The 14,546-nt window shown below is 39.0% G+C and carries 13 protein-coding genes; all 13 read left to right on the top strand.

Features of this window, described 5'->3' with window-relative positions; genetic code table 11:
• Window positions 1–249 precede the first annotated feature (249 nt).
• A complete protein-coding gene (gene ku / locus M3210_RS14075) occupies window positions 250–1,083 on the top strand; it encodes a non-homologous end joining protein Ku (protein ID WP_251515647.1) in 834 nt (277 codons plus the stop codon).
• Between the two features lie 65 nt (window positions 1,084–1,148).
• Window positions 1,149–2,096 (top strand): cation diffusion facilitator family transporter, encoded by a 948-nt coding sequence (locus tag M3210_RS14070; RefSeq protein ID WP_251515645.1) that lies wholly within the window; start codon window positions 1,149–1,151, stop codon window positions 2,094–2,096.
• Between the two features lie 296 nt (window positions 2,097–2,392).
• Window positions 2,393–3,004 (top strand): NEAT domain-containing protein, encoded by a 612-nt coding sequence (locus tag M3210_RS14065; RefSeq protein WP_251515643.1) that lies wholly within the window; start codon window positions 2,393–2,395, stop codon window positions 3,002–3,004.
• Window positions 3,005–3,029: 25 nt separating this feature from the next.
• Window positions 3,030–4,865 carry an NEAT domain-containing protein gene (locus M3210_RS14060; RefSeq protein ID WP_251515641.1) on the top strand — a complete coding sequence of 612 codons (1,836 nt, stop codon included), beginning with the start codon at window positions 3,030–3,032 and terminating at the stop codon, window positions 4,863–4,865.
• Between the two features lie 221 nt (window positions 4,866–5,086).
• Window positions 5,087–6,022 (top strand): heme ABC transporter substrate-binding protein IsdE, encoded by a 936-nt coding sequence (gene isdE / locus M3210_RS14055; RefSeq protein WP_251515639.1) that lies wholly within the window; start codon window positions 5,087–5,089, stop codon window positions 6,020–6,022.
• A gap of 22 nt (window positions 6,023–6,044) precedes the next feature.
• Window positions 6,045–7,028, top strand: a complete 984-nt coding sequence (locus tag M3210_RS14050; RefSeq protein WP_251515637.1) for a FecCD family ABC transporter permease — start codon at window positions 6,045–6,047, stop codon at window positions 7,026–7,028.
• Window positions 7,018–7,788, top strand: a complete 771-nt coding sequence (locus M3210_RS14045) for an ABC transporter ATP-binding protein (RefSeq protein ID WP_251515635.1) — start codon at window positions 7,018–7,020, stop codon at window positions 7,786–7,788. The genes M3210_RS14050 and M3210_RS14045 overlap by 11 nt, the downstream gene beginning before the upstream one ends.
• A gap of 22 nt (window positions 7,789–7,810) precedes the next feature.
• On the top strand, window positions 7,811–8,605 hold the full coding sequence (gene srtB, locus M3210_RS14040) for a class B sortase (RefSeq protein WP_251515633.1): 795 nt from the start codon (window positions 7,811–7,813) through the stop codon (window positions 8,603–8,605).
• A 199-nt stretch (window positions 8,606–8,804) separates the two neighbouring features.
• Window positions 8,805–9,788 carry a LacI family DNA-binding transcriptional regulator gene (locus tag M3210_RS14035; RefSeq protein ID WP_251515631.1) on the top strand — a complete coding sequence of 328 codons (984 nt, stop codon included), beginning with the start codon at window positions 8,805–8,807 and terminating at the stop codon, window positions 9,786–9,788.
• A 110-nt stretch (window positions 9,789–9,898) separates the two neighbouring features.
• Window positions 9,899–11,302, top strand: a complete 1,404-nt coding sequence (locus M3210_RS14030) for a sucrose-specific PTS transporter subunit IIBC (RefSeq protein WP_251515629.1) — start codon at window positions 9,899–9,901, stop codon at window positions 11,300–11,302.
• A gap of 9 nt (window positions 11,303–11,311) precedes the next feature.
• Window positions 11,312–12,772, top strand: coding sequence for a glycoside hydrolase family 32 protein (locus tag M3210_RS14025; protein ID WP_251515627.1), 1,461 nt, complete (start codon window positions 11,312–11,314; stop codon window positions 12,770–12,772).
• A gap of 15 nt (window positions 12,773–12,787) precedes the next feature.
• Window positions 12,788–13,279 carry a PTS sugar transporter subunit IIA gene (locus tag M3210_RS14020; RefSeq protein ID WP_251515625.1) on the top strand — a complete coding sequence of 164 codons (492 nt, stop codon included), beginning with the start codon at window positions 12,788–12,790 and terminating at the stop codon, window positions 13,277–13,279.
• A 26-nt stretch (window positions 13,280–13,305) separates the two neighbouring features.
• Complete coding sequence (locus tag M3210_RS14015; protein WP_251515623.1) at window positions 13,306–14,268, top strand: carbohydrate kinase family protein; 963 nt, start codon at window positions 13,306–13,308, stop codon at window positions 14,266–14,268.
• Window positions 14,269–14,546 lie beyond the last annotated feature (278 nt).

The following is a 14,546-nucleotide window of genomic DNA, read 5'->3' as shown; positions in this document are numbered from 1 at the left end:
TTAATCACCCCTCTGAAGTTGTAATGAAAAAATGTAAGCCCTTAAAATTTATATCGATTATAGAAAGAACCTTAACCTAAGTCAACTATCTATTCTTTATATTAAATGAATAAATAGTTTTCTGATATTAGATAAAGTATGGTATCCAGTACTTAAAAAGAAGTTTACTTTCGGCTTTTTTATTTTCCAAAGTGTACTTGAATAAAATAGTTCTTGTCACAGCAAACTACTGTAAAAGGAGGGATTATCGTGCACACGATGTGGAAAGGCACAATCAGCTTTGGACTAGTAAGTATCCCTGTGAAAATGCATGCAGCAACAGAAAACAAAGATGTGAAACTCAGGCAACTGCACAAGGAGTGTCAGTCTCCTGTCAAATACGAGAAAGTTTGTCCAGTATGTGAGGTTGAGATTAAGAATGAAGATATTGTAAAAGCGTACGAATATGCGAAGAATAAATTCGTTGTGTTGGATGAGGAAGAGTTGGAAAACCTGCGTAAAGAGCAGGAGGATAAAGCCGTTGAAATCCTTGACTTTGTCAAACTGGAAGACATCGACCCCATTTACTTTGAAAAAAGTTATTATTTATCTCCAAACGAAGGCGGCGGTAAAGCTTATGGTTTACTACGTCAAGCACTGGAAGATACGGGTAAAATCGGTGTTGCAAAAATTATTATCCGGCAAAAGGAGCAACTTGCTGTAATTCGGGTATATAAAAATACACTCGTTGTAGAAACGATTCATTATCCGGATGAAGTGAGGAATGTTGCGGATGTTCCAAACGTCCCGGAACAAGTGGAAGTGGCAAAGAAAGAATTGGATGTTGCTAAAATGTTGATTAATCAGCTGACGGCAAGTTTTGAGCCAGAGAAATATCAGGATGATTATCGGACGGCATTGTTGGAGCTCATTGAAGAAAAGAAAAACAATGCTCAAACTACTACAGCGAAGGACAAACCTGCGCCGGATAATGTGACGAACTTGATGGATGCCCTGCAAGCATCATTGGAGCGGGCAAAGAAGGACAAACCAAAGCCAAAACAGGCGAAACGAAGGACGACAAAGAAAAAAGTCGCAACATAAGCTGGGTCACAGGTTGGACAGAGTCTCTGACCTGTGATCTATAATTACAGACTGGAGGCAAGAGGATGAGTTTGATTGAGAAAATTAAAAAGGGGAACACGTCATCTGGCGTGGCCGCATTAGGTAATATATTCCTTGCGGGTATTAAAGCAGTGGCTGCTTCAATCAGTGGAAGTGGGACGATGTTTGCATCAGCTATGCATTCCTTGGCAGATTCAATTAACCAAGGGTTTGTATTTTTTGGAAGTGTATTAGCTGAATTACCACCATCCAAACGATTTCCTACGGGATTTGGTCGTGTAATTAATATCTTTTGTATGATTGCGGTTGTGGTTGTTACCATTATGGCTTATGAAACCATCAAGGAAGGCTGGCATTTGCTTCAACACCCAACGGAAGCAACGAACTTTTTCCTTAATCTCATTATTTTATTAATTGCATTTTTCGTTGATGGCTTTATATTAATAAAAGCTATGAAGGAAATTAAAAGTGAAACCGGAGCCACTGAGCAAGGTGGACTCTTTACGACTGCATTCAAACAAGTGAGAAAAGCAGCACCGGCAACCCGTCTTGTTTTTTACGAGGATTTGGTGGCAACATTCAGTGCGGTCCTCGCAATTGTCGGAATTGTTCTCGCTCAATTTTTCAATGTCCTGAAAGCAGATGGTATCGCATCCATTATCATTGGACTTTTAATGCTTTATGTTGCATATCGAGTCGGTTTTGATAACATGGTTGGTTTAATCGGTGTTGCGGCCCCGGCAGATGTCGAAGAAAAAATAACAAAGGTTCTATTGGATGATGAGGATGTAGTTGATATCCAACGATTGCGAATTATGCAGGAGGGTCGTCTATATCATGTGGAAGGTACGATTGAATTACGAAAAGGCCTCAGTTTAAACGAAGCAGATGATATCAAACTCCGTATAAAAAATACATTGCTTCATCGTCCAGAAATTGCCGATGTAGTATTAGGAATTATTGAAGATGACAATACGATAAATTGGAAGTAGTTTTGATGCACCACCTCTTGATTGAGGCGGTGCTTTTTTTTATCTTACACGTTCAGATTCTGAGAAAAAATTCCACTTTAATCTATTACGAACATTCAAGTTTCGAAATTTAGTCATATTTCGTTCACAGCTTATCTATTGATATAGTTATCGACTATTGATACATTATATATGATATAAAACTATAATAATTATAAATAGCGTTTAGACTAGTTATTCCGCTAGGTTTTCTTTGTGTGGAATCTCCTAAACTACTAACTACTATTTATAATTGAGAATAATAAGGAGGAAAAAGCATGAAGTTTAGATTTCCACTTGTTATGGTGCTAGCTGCACTTATTTTAATTATTATCGCGGCACCAGTTTCTGCGCAAATCGCAGATGGTACATATCAAGTGCATTATGAAATGAAAGAAAAAAGCAGTGACAATACATCGATTGCTGATGGATATTTTCAAAGTCCTGCGACACTAACTGTGGAGAACGGTGTGCAAACTATTACGCTTACGGTAACTGGGAGCAATTATATCCAGTCATTAAATGCACCATCCGGACCAGTTACAGTAGTTAGTGAAAACGAGGCAAATGAAACAAGAACGGTAAAATTCCGTGTGGACGGTGATCTTTCTCAACCCATTAATATGGGTATGCATATTATAGTTCCTGATTTATATGATCAGACGCACACTGCACGTATGGTTATTAATACATCGGGCTTGCCTGAAGCAGGTAGCAACACTAGTACGGAAGCTAATACATCAGGAGAAGCTGTTGCAAGTGGTGAAGGGGAAGTAGTGGAAAATCCTAAAACTGGAGAAAACTCATCCATCGCACTTTATGCTGCTTTATTAGTTGCATCTATCATTGGATTAGTAGCAATCCGTAAATTACGACCTGCACGTGACTAATAGAAGGAACGAGGGAGAGACAAAGATGAAAAAATGGTTTATTAGTTTATTGGCCGTATTATTGGCATTACCGATGTTTGGAAGTGCGGTGTTTGCGGAGGAAGAGAATGATAACTCTAAAGGGTTTGAGGTAAAAATTGATAGTTTTGATCTAGATGGATTTGGTAGTTTTGTAAGTTTCTTCTCTAAACCAGCTATCTTAACGGTTGAAAATGGGGAAATCTATCTTGAATTTTCACACTCCGGGATTGATCATCTGGTATCTGTTGATACTTTAAATGGAGTTGTTGTTGAAATCCTAAATGAGGACAACGAAAATGATCTTAGAACTTATAAAGTTAGAGTTGATGATAACTTAGATGGGTCATTTGAGTTTACAAGTACTTTACGCTATAGCCCAGTGCCTTATTCAGGGACAATGACTCTTGATAAGGAAGGGGTAGAAAACTTCAAAGAAGCAATAAATGGAGAACAACCAGGATCAGGCACAGATGAGAATGGTGGAGATGGAGAGACAACAGAACCAGGAACAAATGAGAATGGTGGAGATGAACAGACAACAGAACCAGGCACAGATGAGAATGGAATAGATGAAGAGAAATCGGACTCAGGAATAGACGAGAATGGAACAGAAGAAGAGACATCGAACTCAGGCACAGATGAAGAAAGCTCAGATCCAGGAACAGACGAAAATGGTACTGAAGATAAAGTGGAATCTGATCAAAAGCTCAGATTGAATGATGGTTATTACACAATTGGTGCGAGCTATCTTCATAGTGAGCAAGAACGACCATCTGCAATGGCTTCCTATTTAGGTGAATCCATATTCCTTTCAATAAATGATGGAAAAGCTGAAGTAACATTTACAAGTTATGTACGTGATAACGGTCTTGTTACTTCTATGAAAGTTAATGGCCTAGAACCAATTGAAAGTAAAATTGATGGCGATACACATTACTATACTTTTGCTATTGATGATTTATCAACTTTGCTTAATGGTTTCGTTGAATATGAGGCACATTATCTAGGAATGGTCATGAATAGTAGTGCTAATTTCCGAATTGTTTTGAATGAAGAAAGTCTACAACAAGCAGACCAATCTGATAAACCAGGTTTTGAAGTTAAAGAAGAAGTTGATAAAGAGGAAAAAACTGCAAATAACGATAAAACCGACCGGGATACAAATAAATCAGATAAAATTGAAATACCAACAGAAGCGGACAAAGTTACTACAGTAAACTTCACCTTCTACCATGAAAAAGAAAATAAGCGTTCAGCTGCTGACGGATTCTTTAAAAACCCAGCAGTAATTATTGAAAAAAATGGTGAAAAGTATCTTCAAATTACTTCAACTAATCCAGAGTTTATCAATTCTCTCATTGCAAAATTCGGTGATTTGAGATTAGAGATGAAGAAAATTAAAGAAAACGAAGATGGATCTGCAATTTACGAATTGAAATTACCTAGTAACTATAAGCTATATGATACGATTCTATTCGATATGGTAATTACTGTACCGTTTTTACCTGGGTATGATAACAAAGAATTTGAGGCCCGTTTAGTTTTTGATGAAAGCACTGTTCAAGAGTTTAAATCAGTAAATGAAGTTGATTTTGAAACGAAGATTTCTACTGTACCTTTATCTAGTGGTGGTAATAATGATTTAGATGAGAATACGCCACCTAAACCAGACTTTGGCGATTCAGCAAACGGTACTTCTGATATAGGTAAAGATCAAACCAAAAACACAGCAGGTCTAAACCCTAAAACAGGCGAAAATACAAACATCATGCTTTACGTGCTGCTGCTAATTGCATCCGCAATTCCACTAGCAATTAAAGCAAAAAGACACTTTGCATAGAAACAGGACAATCTAGTCCTGATCATGTAGTGGGCAGAGGGAAAATCCCAGACTGCCTCCAGCAAGACGGGACATTCAGAGTCTGGCATGCAAGCTTGCTCTGAATCGTCCCTCCTTGTTTTTTTCTTTTCCCCTTCAATTAGCGCTTCAGATTTTATCTCCTTTCTATTACATACATAATGACAAAAAGTAGCGCAACTTTACTAAAGAGGTGTAATAACATGAAAAATAAATTATTTGTATTATCCATCCTAATTTTATTACTTATATTAGCGGCTTGTGGCTCAGATGATAGTTCCACTGATGCAGCTGCTACAGACTCTGAATCTGAAACATCAGAAGAGGCGAGCGATATAGAAGTAACAGCACTCGAAACAGACGGGAATATCATCGCGACGACTGTAGCATTAGTAGAAATAGCGGATGCATTAGAGCTAGATCTCGTCGGTGTGCCATCCAGTTACAAGGATTTGCCGGAACGTTATCATGGACTGCCAGAAGTTGGTATGGCTATGAGTCCAGATTTGGAGATGATCCGTTCTTTGAAACCAACGGAGGTTCTTACGGTTACGACGCTTACGGATTATGTGGAAGAACCGTTTACTGAAGCTGATATCCCGGCAACGTATATGAACCTGGAAAGTGTGGAGAGCATGTACGAAGAAATCCGCTCTCTTGGAGAAAGATACGACCGAAATGAACAAGCGGAAGCATTAGTGGTAGACTTTGAAGCAAAGCTTTCTGAAATAGAAGCGGAAATTGATGATCAAGAATCTCCAAAGGTACTTATCCTTTTAGGAGTTCCGGGAAGTTATTTAGTTGCAACGGAGAATTCCTATGTCGGTGACTTAGTACGCCGTGCTGGGGGCACAAATGCGATTGACAGTGATTTAGAATATATTTCTGCCAATACAGAAACGTTGCAACAAACAGATGCAGATATTATTTTACGTATGGCCCACGGTATGCCGGAAGAAGTAGTGGCAATGTTTGACCAAGAGTTTCAAACAAATGATATTTGGAGTCATTTCAAAGCTGTACAAAATGACCGAGTCTATGACTTGGAAGAGACACGCTTTGGGACGACTGCGAATCTAGCTGCTGTTGAGGCCCTTGATGAGCTCGTTGGAATCCTTTATCCGGAATTAGCTCATTAGAATTACGAAAGAGGTTGTACAGATGACAAAAAAGTTACTTAGTTTCATAGCAGTCACTATCTTACTTCTTTTCGTAAGTCTTTATTCAATGATTACTGGAAGTATTGAAGTAGGTATGGGAGAGCTGATTGCAGGATTATTTACAGGTATAAATGAAAATGTGGAAATTATAAAAGACCTGCGTTTACCAAGGATCATCATTGCGTTATTTGCTGGTGCATGTCTTTCTGTTTCTGGTGTCCTTCTGCAAGCGGTAATGCGCAATCCACTAGCGGAGCCAGGTATTATTGGTGTGGCATCTGGTGCAGGGTTTGCTTCCATACTAATGATTACATTTTTTCCAACGCTCTTTTTCTACACACCGTTATTTTCATTCTTCGGTGGTGCGGTAGCCTTTTTACTAGTCTACATGTTTGCCTGGAAATCCGGCCTTGATCCTTTACGAATGATTTTAATCGGGGTGGCAGTCAATGCGATCTTTACAGGGCTGAGCCAATTACTCTCTTCAATGAATGCAAGCAGTATGATGTCGGGAATATCGGTTACGACCTCGACTCTTACGATGAAAACATGGAATGACGTCCAGATTATTTTGCTATATGGTTCGATTGGTCTTCTACTAAGTTTGCTCGTGTATTCCTGGTGCAACCATCTCGGGTTAAGGGATAAAACATTACGCAATCTAGGATTTCAAGTCAATCGTGCACGACTTGTCATTTCACTCATTGCTGTTTTACTTGCATCGGTTGCGACTGCGGTGGCTGGTATGTTTGCGTTCGTCGGACTTATTATTCCGCACATCGGTAGGATTCTTGTAGGTAACGACCATAAACTCCTGATTCCATTTTCTGCAATTGCTGGAGCGCTGCTTGTACTAGTGGCAGATACAATAGGAAGAACGATTCTCTCACCAATCGAAATACCTGCATCGATTATTATGGCAGTCATAGGTGGACCTTTCTTGATATTCCTACTTAGAAAGAGTGATCGCATTTATGGAAATTAAAGATATAACCTTTGCTTACCAAGACAACATAAAAAGATTGCACAACATTGCTGCAGAGATTGCGATTGGGAAAATAACAACGATACTCGGTCCAAATGGTTCTGGTAAATCCACATTGTTAGGTGTTTTGACGAATAATTTGGCACCACAACAGGGAAGTGTCATTCTTGAAGGAAAAACCATTGACAAGTATAAGCCAAAGGAACTTGCGAAAAAACTTGGTGTTGTTCACCAGCAAAATAGCGCACCACATGATATGACGGTTGAAAAACTCGTCTATTATGGCCGTTTGCCTCATAAGAAACCATTCAATCAACATGGAGAAGAGGACGATGCAAAAGTTAAATGGGCATTGGAACGGGTTGGACTTTATGAAAGGCGCCATACTCCAATGGATGCTCTCTCTGGTGGACAGCAGCAGCGGGTATGGATTGCGATGGCATTAGCGCAAGATACACCATATCTATTTTTAGATGAACCAACCTCGAACTTGGATATATTTTACCAATATGAAATTATGGAGTTAGTGAAGGAGCTCTGTGAGGAAGAGAACTTAACCATCGTCATGGTGCTTCATGATATCAACCAGGCGATTCAATATAGTCATGAGATTATCACGATGAAAGATGGAGAAATCATTGCACATGGCGTACCGGAAGAAATCATTACAGTTCAATTAATGCAGGAAGTTTATAATGTGAATGTTGTTATAAAACAAGATCCAGAACTTGGAATGTATATGGTGCCAATAGGTATATAGGAACTTGGATGGGGTGAAGTGGATGAAGAACAAAATAAAACGCGTACTATCCGTTGTGTTTACTTTAGTTTGTGTCGGTGTTTTCGTATATGCAGCACATGGTTTAATCAGTACATTTCTTGATTACCAGAACAATAAACAAACGATGAATGATCTACAAGAAACCTTCTACCAAGGGGGAGGTGTCACAGAATTTGCCGATAATGATGGTGATGAGCTGAAAGTGCGTTCTGGTTTCGATATTTTACTTGGTGAAAATGATGAACTTGTTGGTTGGATAACAATCGATGGAACGAAGATTGATTATCCAATTTTACAAGCAGAAAATAATAATGATTACTTACGACGTGACTTTTACAAGGATTATAATATCCTCGGCAGCATCTTTATGGATTTCCGGAATGATGTAACTTCTTTAGGACGTAATACGATTGTTTACGGCCATCGCACGAAGGATCAATCCATGTTTGAAGGATTAACGTATTTCGAAGATAAGGAATTTTACGAGGAACATAAAACATTTACCTTTGATACGTTATACGAAAGTTATGAAGCGGAAATTTTCGCTGTTTATAATACAACGACCGATTTCAACTATATACAAACGGATTTTACCGGCGATGAAAATTTTGAGCTGTTACTGGATGAAATTGATGAGCGCGCACTTTATGAGACTGATGTAGAAGTAAGTGCCGATGATCACATACTCACCCTATCCACTTGTGATTATCAACTGGATAAACATAAAGGTAGATTCGTAGTTCACGCGAAACTCACAAAGATGGATCCAAGTTCGTTGCATGCAGCCGAAAAATAAAGAAGAGAGACAATCAGAGCTGAACTGCACCCTATATTATAGATATTATCTATGATTTAGAGGTGCTTTTCTTTTGGTTAAGTTTAGTAAATCTACTACTATAATTCATACAGTAGATGTAATATTCTATAAACAGAGAGGGTTTCATGCTATAATATGGTTTGAAAATGAACGATTTGTACGGAGAAGAGGGCTTGGAATGATAACGATTAAGGATATAGCAGAAATGGCGAATGTTTCAAGGTCAACCGTGTCTAGAGTATTGAATAATTCAGGTTATGTTAGTGAGGATGCGAGGAAGCGTGTTGAACAAGTTATAAAAGACACAGGTTATGTCCCTAGTACGAATGCAAAGGCCTTACGAACAAAAAAGTCGAAAGTGATCGGCGTGATTCTGCCGACAATTCAAACGGAAACGCCTAGCAGAATTGTAACAGGATTGGGACGTGAACTTTCTAAACATGGTTATCAAATACTTTTGGCCAATACGGATCATCAAAAGGAAAAGGAAATGGAGTACTTACAAGTTTTGAAAATCCATCAAGTGGATGGGATTGTACTATTAGCAACTAATACCGATAAAAAACTGATAGAGGCCATAAAGAAATTAAATATTCCTGTAGTTGTGGTCGGACAGGAAGTAGAAGGTTTACTATGTGTAACTTATGATGATTATCAATCTGCAAGGGAGTTGACAAAATATTTCATTGACAAAGGCCATAGAAAAATTGCTTTTATTGGTGTAGATGAATCCGACAGGGCTGTTGGTTATGAGCGTAAACGAGGTTATCTTGATGAAATGGCTGCTAATGGATTAAGTGTGGAGCAGTCATGGGTTCAAAAGGGAGTATTTAATATTCATTCTGGCTATGAGGCTATGCAAAAAATATTGGAGACAAATAATAAACCAACAGCAACGCTTGCTGTAACGGATCGGTTGGCAATCGGTGCGATGAGTTATTTAAGGGAAGTAGGTTTCAACATTCCTACCGATATGGCTATCTCAGGAATTGGTAATTCTGAAATGTCTCAGCACTTGAATCCACCCTTAACGACGATTGATTATGAGAATGAAAAAGCAGGGGAGGAAGTTGCCAAACAACTATTGGCTTCAATGGATTCACAGCAAGTTGCGAAAAAAATTGTAATGGACTATAGACTAATAATTCGTGAAAGTGTATAATATTCCTTAACGAGAAAGCGATTACACAAAAAAATAACAACAATGTGGAATCGATTTCATATTTTTCCCCTCATGTGGAATCGATTCCCTAAAAAGGAGAGTGTAGAGAAATGGCAGAGAACAAACGGATTGCAGAAGAATTGATTGAAGCAGTCGGTGGGTCGGATAATATCGAATCGGTTACCCACTGCGCCACTCGAATGCGATTTATAATTAGAGATGAAGACAAGGTGGATAAAGAACAAGTTGAAGAGATCGACAAAGTGAAGGGTGCTTTTTTCAATTCGGGACAGTATCAAGTTATATTTGGTACAGGTACAGTAAATCGTATCTATGAGGAAATAGAAAAAATGAACTTAAAAACTGCTAGCAAATCGGAACAAACAAAAGAAGCGGCGAAGAAGGGAAGTAAATTCCAACGGGCGATACGCACGTTTGGTGATGTGTTCGTTCCAATTATTCCAGTACTCGTTGCAACAGGTTTATTTATGGGGCTGCGCGGCCTCGTGATGCAGGAACAAGTCTTAGCTATCTTTGGTTTGACGGTAGATGATATATCCAGCAATTTTTTACTTTATACAGAGATCTTAACGGATACGGCATTTATTTTTCTGCCGGCATTAATTGCTTGGTCGACATTTAGAGTGTTTGGCGGTACTCCAATTATCGGAATTGTATTAGGGTTGATGCTCGTTAGTCCGGAACTGCCCAATGCATGGGGTGTAGCTTCTGGTGCAGACCCGCTAGTGTTCTTTGGTTTTATTCCAGTTGTAGGATATCAAGGAGCAGTATTACCGGCATTTATCGCTGGGATCATTGGAGCGAAATTAGAACGGGCCATTCGTAAGCGTGTTCCAGAGACGCTGGATTTAATTTTAACTCCATTTCTTACCTTACTCTTTATGAGTATAGCTGCTCTGTTTATCATTGGACCGATTTTCCACAGTGTGGAGAGTTACATCTTGGATATCACATTATTTGTATTAGAACTTCCGTTTGGATTGGCGGGAATTCTGCTCGGGTTCTTTAACCAAATTATTGTAATTACAGGTGTACATCATATCTTTAATTTATTGGAGATTCAATTATTGGAGAGTTTAAGAAGCAATCCGTACAACGCAATTGTGACATCAGCAGTAGCGGCTCAAGGTGGAGCAGCGCTGGCAGTAGGTTTGAAAACAAAGCATAAAAAGTTAAAAGCATTAGCCATGCCATCGTCGTTTTCTGCGTTTTTAGGAATTACTGAACCAGCTATCTTTGGTGTTAACTTAAGATACGGTAAGCCATTCTTAATGGGATTGATCGGTGGAGGTGTAGGTGGATTCCTAGCATCTATCCTTAATCTTGCGGGTTCTGGGATGGCGATTACAGTTATTCCAGGAACATTATTATATTTAGATGGCCAACTTTTCCTTTACATTTTAGTGAACCTTACAGCAATCGCAGTTGCATTTGCGTTAACTTGGATGTTTGGCTACTCAGATAAAATTACGGAAAAAGAACATGTTTCATAGGAGATGGAAATGAAATCATCATCACAAGCATTAATACAACAAGCAAAAGAGAAAATCAACGAGATGAAATTATTAGTTGCGAATGATCCTTATCGACTCGATTATCATATCATGCCGCCTGTCGGATTATTGAACGATCCAAATGGATTTGTATATTTTAATGGATATTATCACTTATTCTATCAGTGGAATCCTTTCGCTACCACTCATGGGGCAAAGTTTTGGGGGCATGTATTTTCGAAGGATCTCGTTCATTGGCACCAGGCTGAAATTGCCTTGGCACCAGATCAATGGTACGACAAGAACGGATGTTATTCAGGCAGTGCTATCGTCAATAAAGAAAAATTATATTTGTTTTATACGGGGAATGTAAAAAATGAGCAAGGAGAACGAGAGTCTTATCAATGTTTGGCAATCTCAGAGGATGGTATACATTTTGAAAAGCAAGGACCAATCATTCATGTGCCAAATGGTTATACGGGACATTTTCGTGACCCGAAAGTCTTTAGGAAGGATAATACATGGTATATGGTGCTCGGCGCACAAACAATGGAAAAGAAAGGGCAAGTAGTATTATATACTTCCCCTGATTTAAGAGAGTGGAATTTTCAAGGGCCCATTGCCGGCAGTGATGTTGGCGAGCTTTACGACTTCGGATATATGTGGGAATGCCCCGATTTGTTTCAACTGAATGGAGCAGATTTGTTGCTAGTATGTCCGCAAGGCTTGTCACCTCAAGGTATGTTGTATCAAAATATTTTTCAGTCAGGATACTTTGCAGGAGAGGTTGATTGGAAGCAGCATACATTCTCTCATGGAGACTTTGTGGAAATGGACCGTGGCTTTGATTTTTATGCTGCCCAGACGACGGAAGCTCCAGATGGTAGAAGACTATTAGTTGGATGGATGGGAAACGCAGAAGAAATCGGGAGTATACAACCTACTGAAAATAATGGGTGGATTCACTGCCTTACTCTTCCTAGAGTACTGGAATGGAAAAGTGGGAGATTAATACAAAAACCTGTTAAGGAACTGGAGAAATTACGTCAAGAAGAAGTCCGACACGTGGCGGTCGTCGTGACAGAGGATGAACTGCTTCTCCCAAAAGTGCATGGTAGCGTATTTGAAGTCAAAGTAGACGTCCATGCATTTCAAGCAAAAGAGTTTTCCATTCATTTTGGAGAAAGTAGTTTTCATTATAATATAGAAAAAAAGATTGCAACGTTTACTCGATTGAAATTTTCCGGAGAAGGTAAAGAGATAAGGCAATGCACCTTGGAAGAACTGGAATCGATTCGCATCTTCAAGGACACCTCGTCTGTTGAGATTTTTCTTAATGATGGGGAAGAAGTCTTCACTTCGCGTGTTTTCCATGACTTGAATAGAGAAGAGATATACTTTCATGCAGAGGAAGGGCAAGTTAAACTCGATGTAACGAAATGGAATTTAAAGAAAGTAACAGAATATTAATGAGAGGGTGAAAGGATGTTTGGAAGATTATTTAAGAAACAAGAAGTCAAAGAAATCTCCCTTGTCACACCAATGAGTGGAGAGGTTATCTCATTAGAGGAAGTTCCAGACCCAGTATTTTCACAAAAAATGATGGGGGATGGTATAGCGGTAATACCGACGGATGGAACAGTTGTATCACCTGTGAATGGAGAAATCATTCAAGTGTTTCCAACAAAACATGCAATTGGAATACTTGGTGACAATGATGCACAAATATTAATACACATTGGAATTGAAACGGTAAGTTTGCAAGGAGAAGGCTTTACGGTAAATGTGGCAAAAGGTGATAGGGTGAAACAGGGAGATCCGCTTATGCAGGTGGATTTGAATATAATTGAAGAAAAAGCCAGTAGCGCAATCACTCCAATTATTATTACCAACAGTGATGAAATGAGTGAAATAGAGAAGAAATCCGAAAAGCAAGTGAAAGCGGGAGAACAAGAAATCCTCTTCGTTAGAAAATAATTAAGGAATGGATGTTGAAAGTAGATATGAGAAAAGTCTATACGATAGGTGAAGCGCTTATAGATTTCATTCCTCATGAAATCGGCGTACCGATTGATGAGGTTGTCAGTTTTAAAAAAATGCCAGGAGGGGCACCAGCAAACGTTGCTGCTGCGGTCGCTAAACTTGGAGGAGAAAGCAGCTTTATCGGACAAGTTGGTGAAGATCATTTTGGATATTATTTAAGGGGCACCTTGGCTGCTATCGGGGTAGATGTAAGTCATATGCAGCATACAAATCAAGCAAATACCGCACTTGCCTTTGTCGCACTAAAGGATGATGGGGAGAGGGAGTTTGTATTTTATCGAAAACCAAGTGCTGATATGTTGTTGAGTCCGGAAGATGTGAAAGGTATCTCATTTAAACCAATGGATATCTTACATTTCTGCTCGGTCGATTTGGTTGAAGCAGACGTAAAGTATGCTCATCACGAAGTAATCCGTAAAATTAAGAAAGCCGGGGGCATTGTCTCTTTTGATCCTAACGTTCGTAAAAGTTTATGGGATGATTTGGCTGCTTATCAACAGACCATCCAGCAGTTCCTTCCTTATTCAGACCTGCTGAAGGTAAGTGATGATGAACTTGCCTTTATAACGGGATTGGAATCGGAAGAAGCAGCGATACAGTACCTTTTGGAGCAACCGATCTCCTTGCTCATTGTGACTCGTGGAAAGCAGGGTGCTACTTTTTATAAGAAAGATTTAGAGGTTTTTGTAGAGGGATATGAAGTAAAAGCAATCGATACTACTGGAGCAGGAGATTCTTTTGTCGGAGCCTTCTTATCTCGTTTGTCGAAACTCGATAAGCATATCTCTCAACTTACGAAAGAACAATTAATGGAGATTGGTAAATTTGCACATGCTACTGCGGCAATCGTGGCTACAAAAGAAGGGGCGATACAAGCATTACCTAGTCTATCAGAGGTACAATCTTTTATGGATAGGGTATGAACCTTCATCGTAGCTGGGTTAGGAAACAAAATCAGTTTGTGCCAAACAACATTTGGTTTGGTGCAAACTGATTTTTACTTTGGTGGTAAAGTTACTTATTGACACAAGTGTGGCTTTAGGGCACTTTGATTCCATTTAATATATGTGATACCACTAGCGTTGCATAAATAATACCAGAATTTTCAGTTTTAATCTTTTTTCTATTAGAGCCAAAAAAGTAAATACCCAACTAAAGGTGGCTCCATTCATTTTTTTTACAATATACAATTAGACTTGAG

It is taken from the genome of Oceanobacillus luteolus (assembly GCF_023715655.1).
GTDB classification, from domain to species: Bacteria; Bacillota; Bacilli; order Bacillales; family Amphibacillaceae; genus Oceanobacillus; species Oceanobacillus luteolus.
This window is presented reverse-complemented; position numbering and strand designations above follow the sequence as displayed.

Bases quoted from the DNA above. Each gene is read 5' to 3' on its own strand.
- M3210_RS14070 (WP_251515645.1), top strand. From the start codon at position 1,149: ATGAGTTTGATTGAGAAAATTAAAAAGGGGAACACGTCATCTGGCGTG.
- M3210_RS14065 (WP_251515643.1), top strand. From the start codon at position 2,393: ATGAAGTTTAGATTTCCACTTGTTATGGTGCTAGCTGCACTTATTTTA.
- M3210_RS14060 (WP_251515641.1), top strand. From the start codon at position 3,030: ATGAAAAAATGGTTTATTAGTTTATTGGCCGTATTATTGGCATTACCG.
- isdE (WP_251515639.1), top strand. From the start codon at position 5,087: ATGAAAAATAAATTATTTGTATTATCCATCCTAATTTTATTACTTATA.
- M3210_RS14050 (WP_251515637.1), top strand. From the start codon at position 6,045: ATGACAAAAAAGTTACTTAGTTTCATAGCAGTCACTATCTTACTTCTT.
- M3210_RS14045 (WP_251515635.1), top strand. From the start codon at position 7,018: ATGGAAATTAAAGATATAACCTTTGCTTACCAAGACAACATAAAAAGA.
- srtB (WP_251515633.1), top strand. From the start codon at position 7,811: ATGAAGAACAAAATAAAACGCGTACTATCCGTTGTGTTTACTTTAGTT.
- M3210_RS14035 (WP_251515631.1), top strand. From the start codon at position 8,805: ATGATAACGATTAAGGATATAGCAGAAATGGCGAATGTTTCAAGGTCA.
- M3210_RS14030 (WP_251515629.1), top strand. From the start codon at position 9,899: ATGGCAGAGAACAAACGGATTGCAGAAGAATTGATTGAAGCAGTCGGT.
- M3210_RS14025 (WP_251515627.1), top strand. From the start codon at position 11,312: ATGAAATCATCATCACAAGCATTAATACAACAAGCAAAAGAGAAAATC.
- M3210_RS14020 (WP_251515625.1), top strand. From the start codon at position 12,788: ATGTTTGGAAGATTATTTAAGAAACAAGAAGTCAAAGAAATCTCCCTT.
- M3210_RS14015 (WP_251515623.1), top strand. From the start codon at position 13,306: ATGAGAAAAGTCTATACGATAGGTGAAGCGCTTATAGATTTCATTCCT.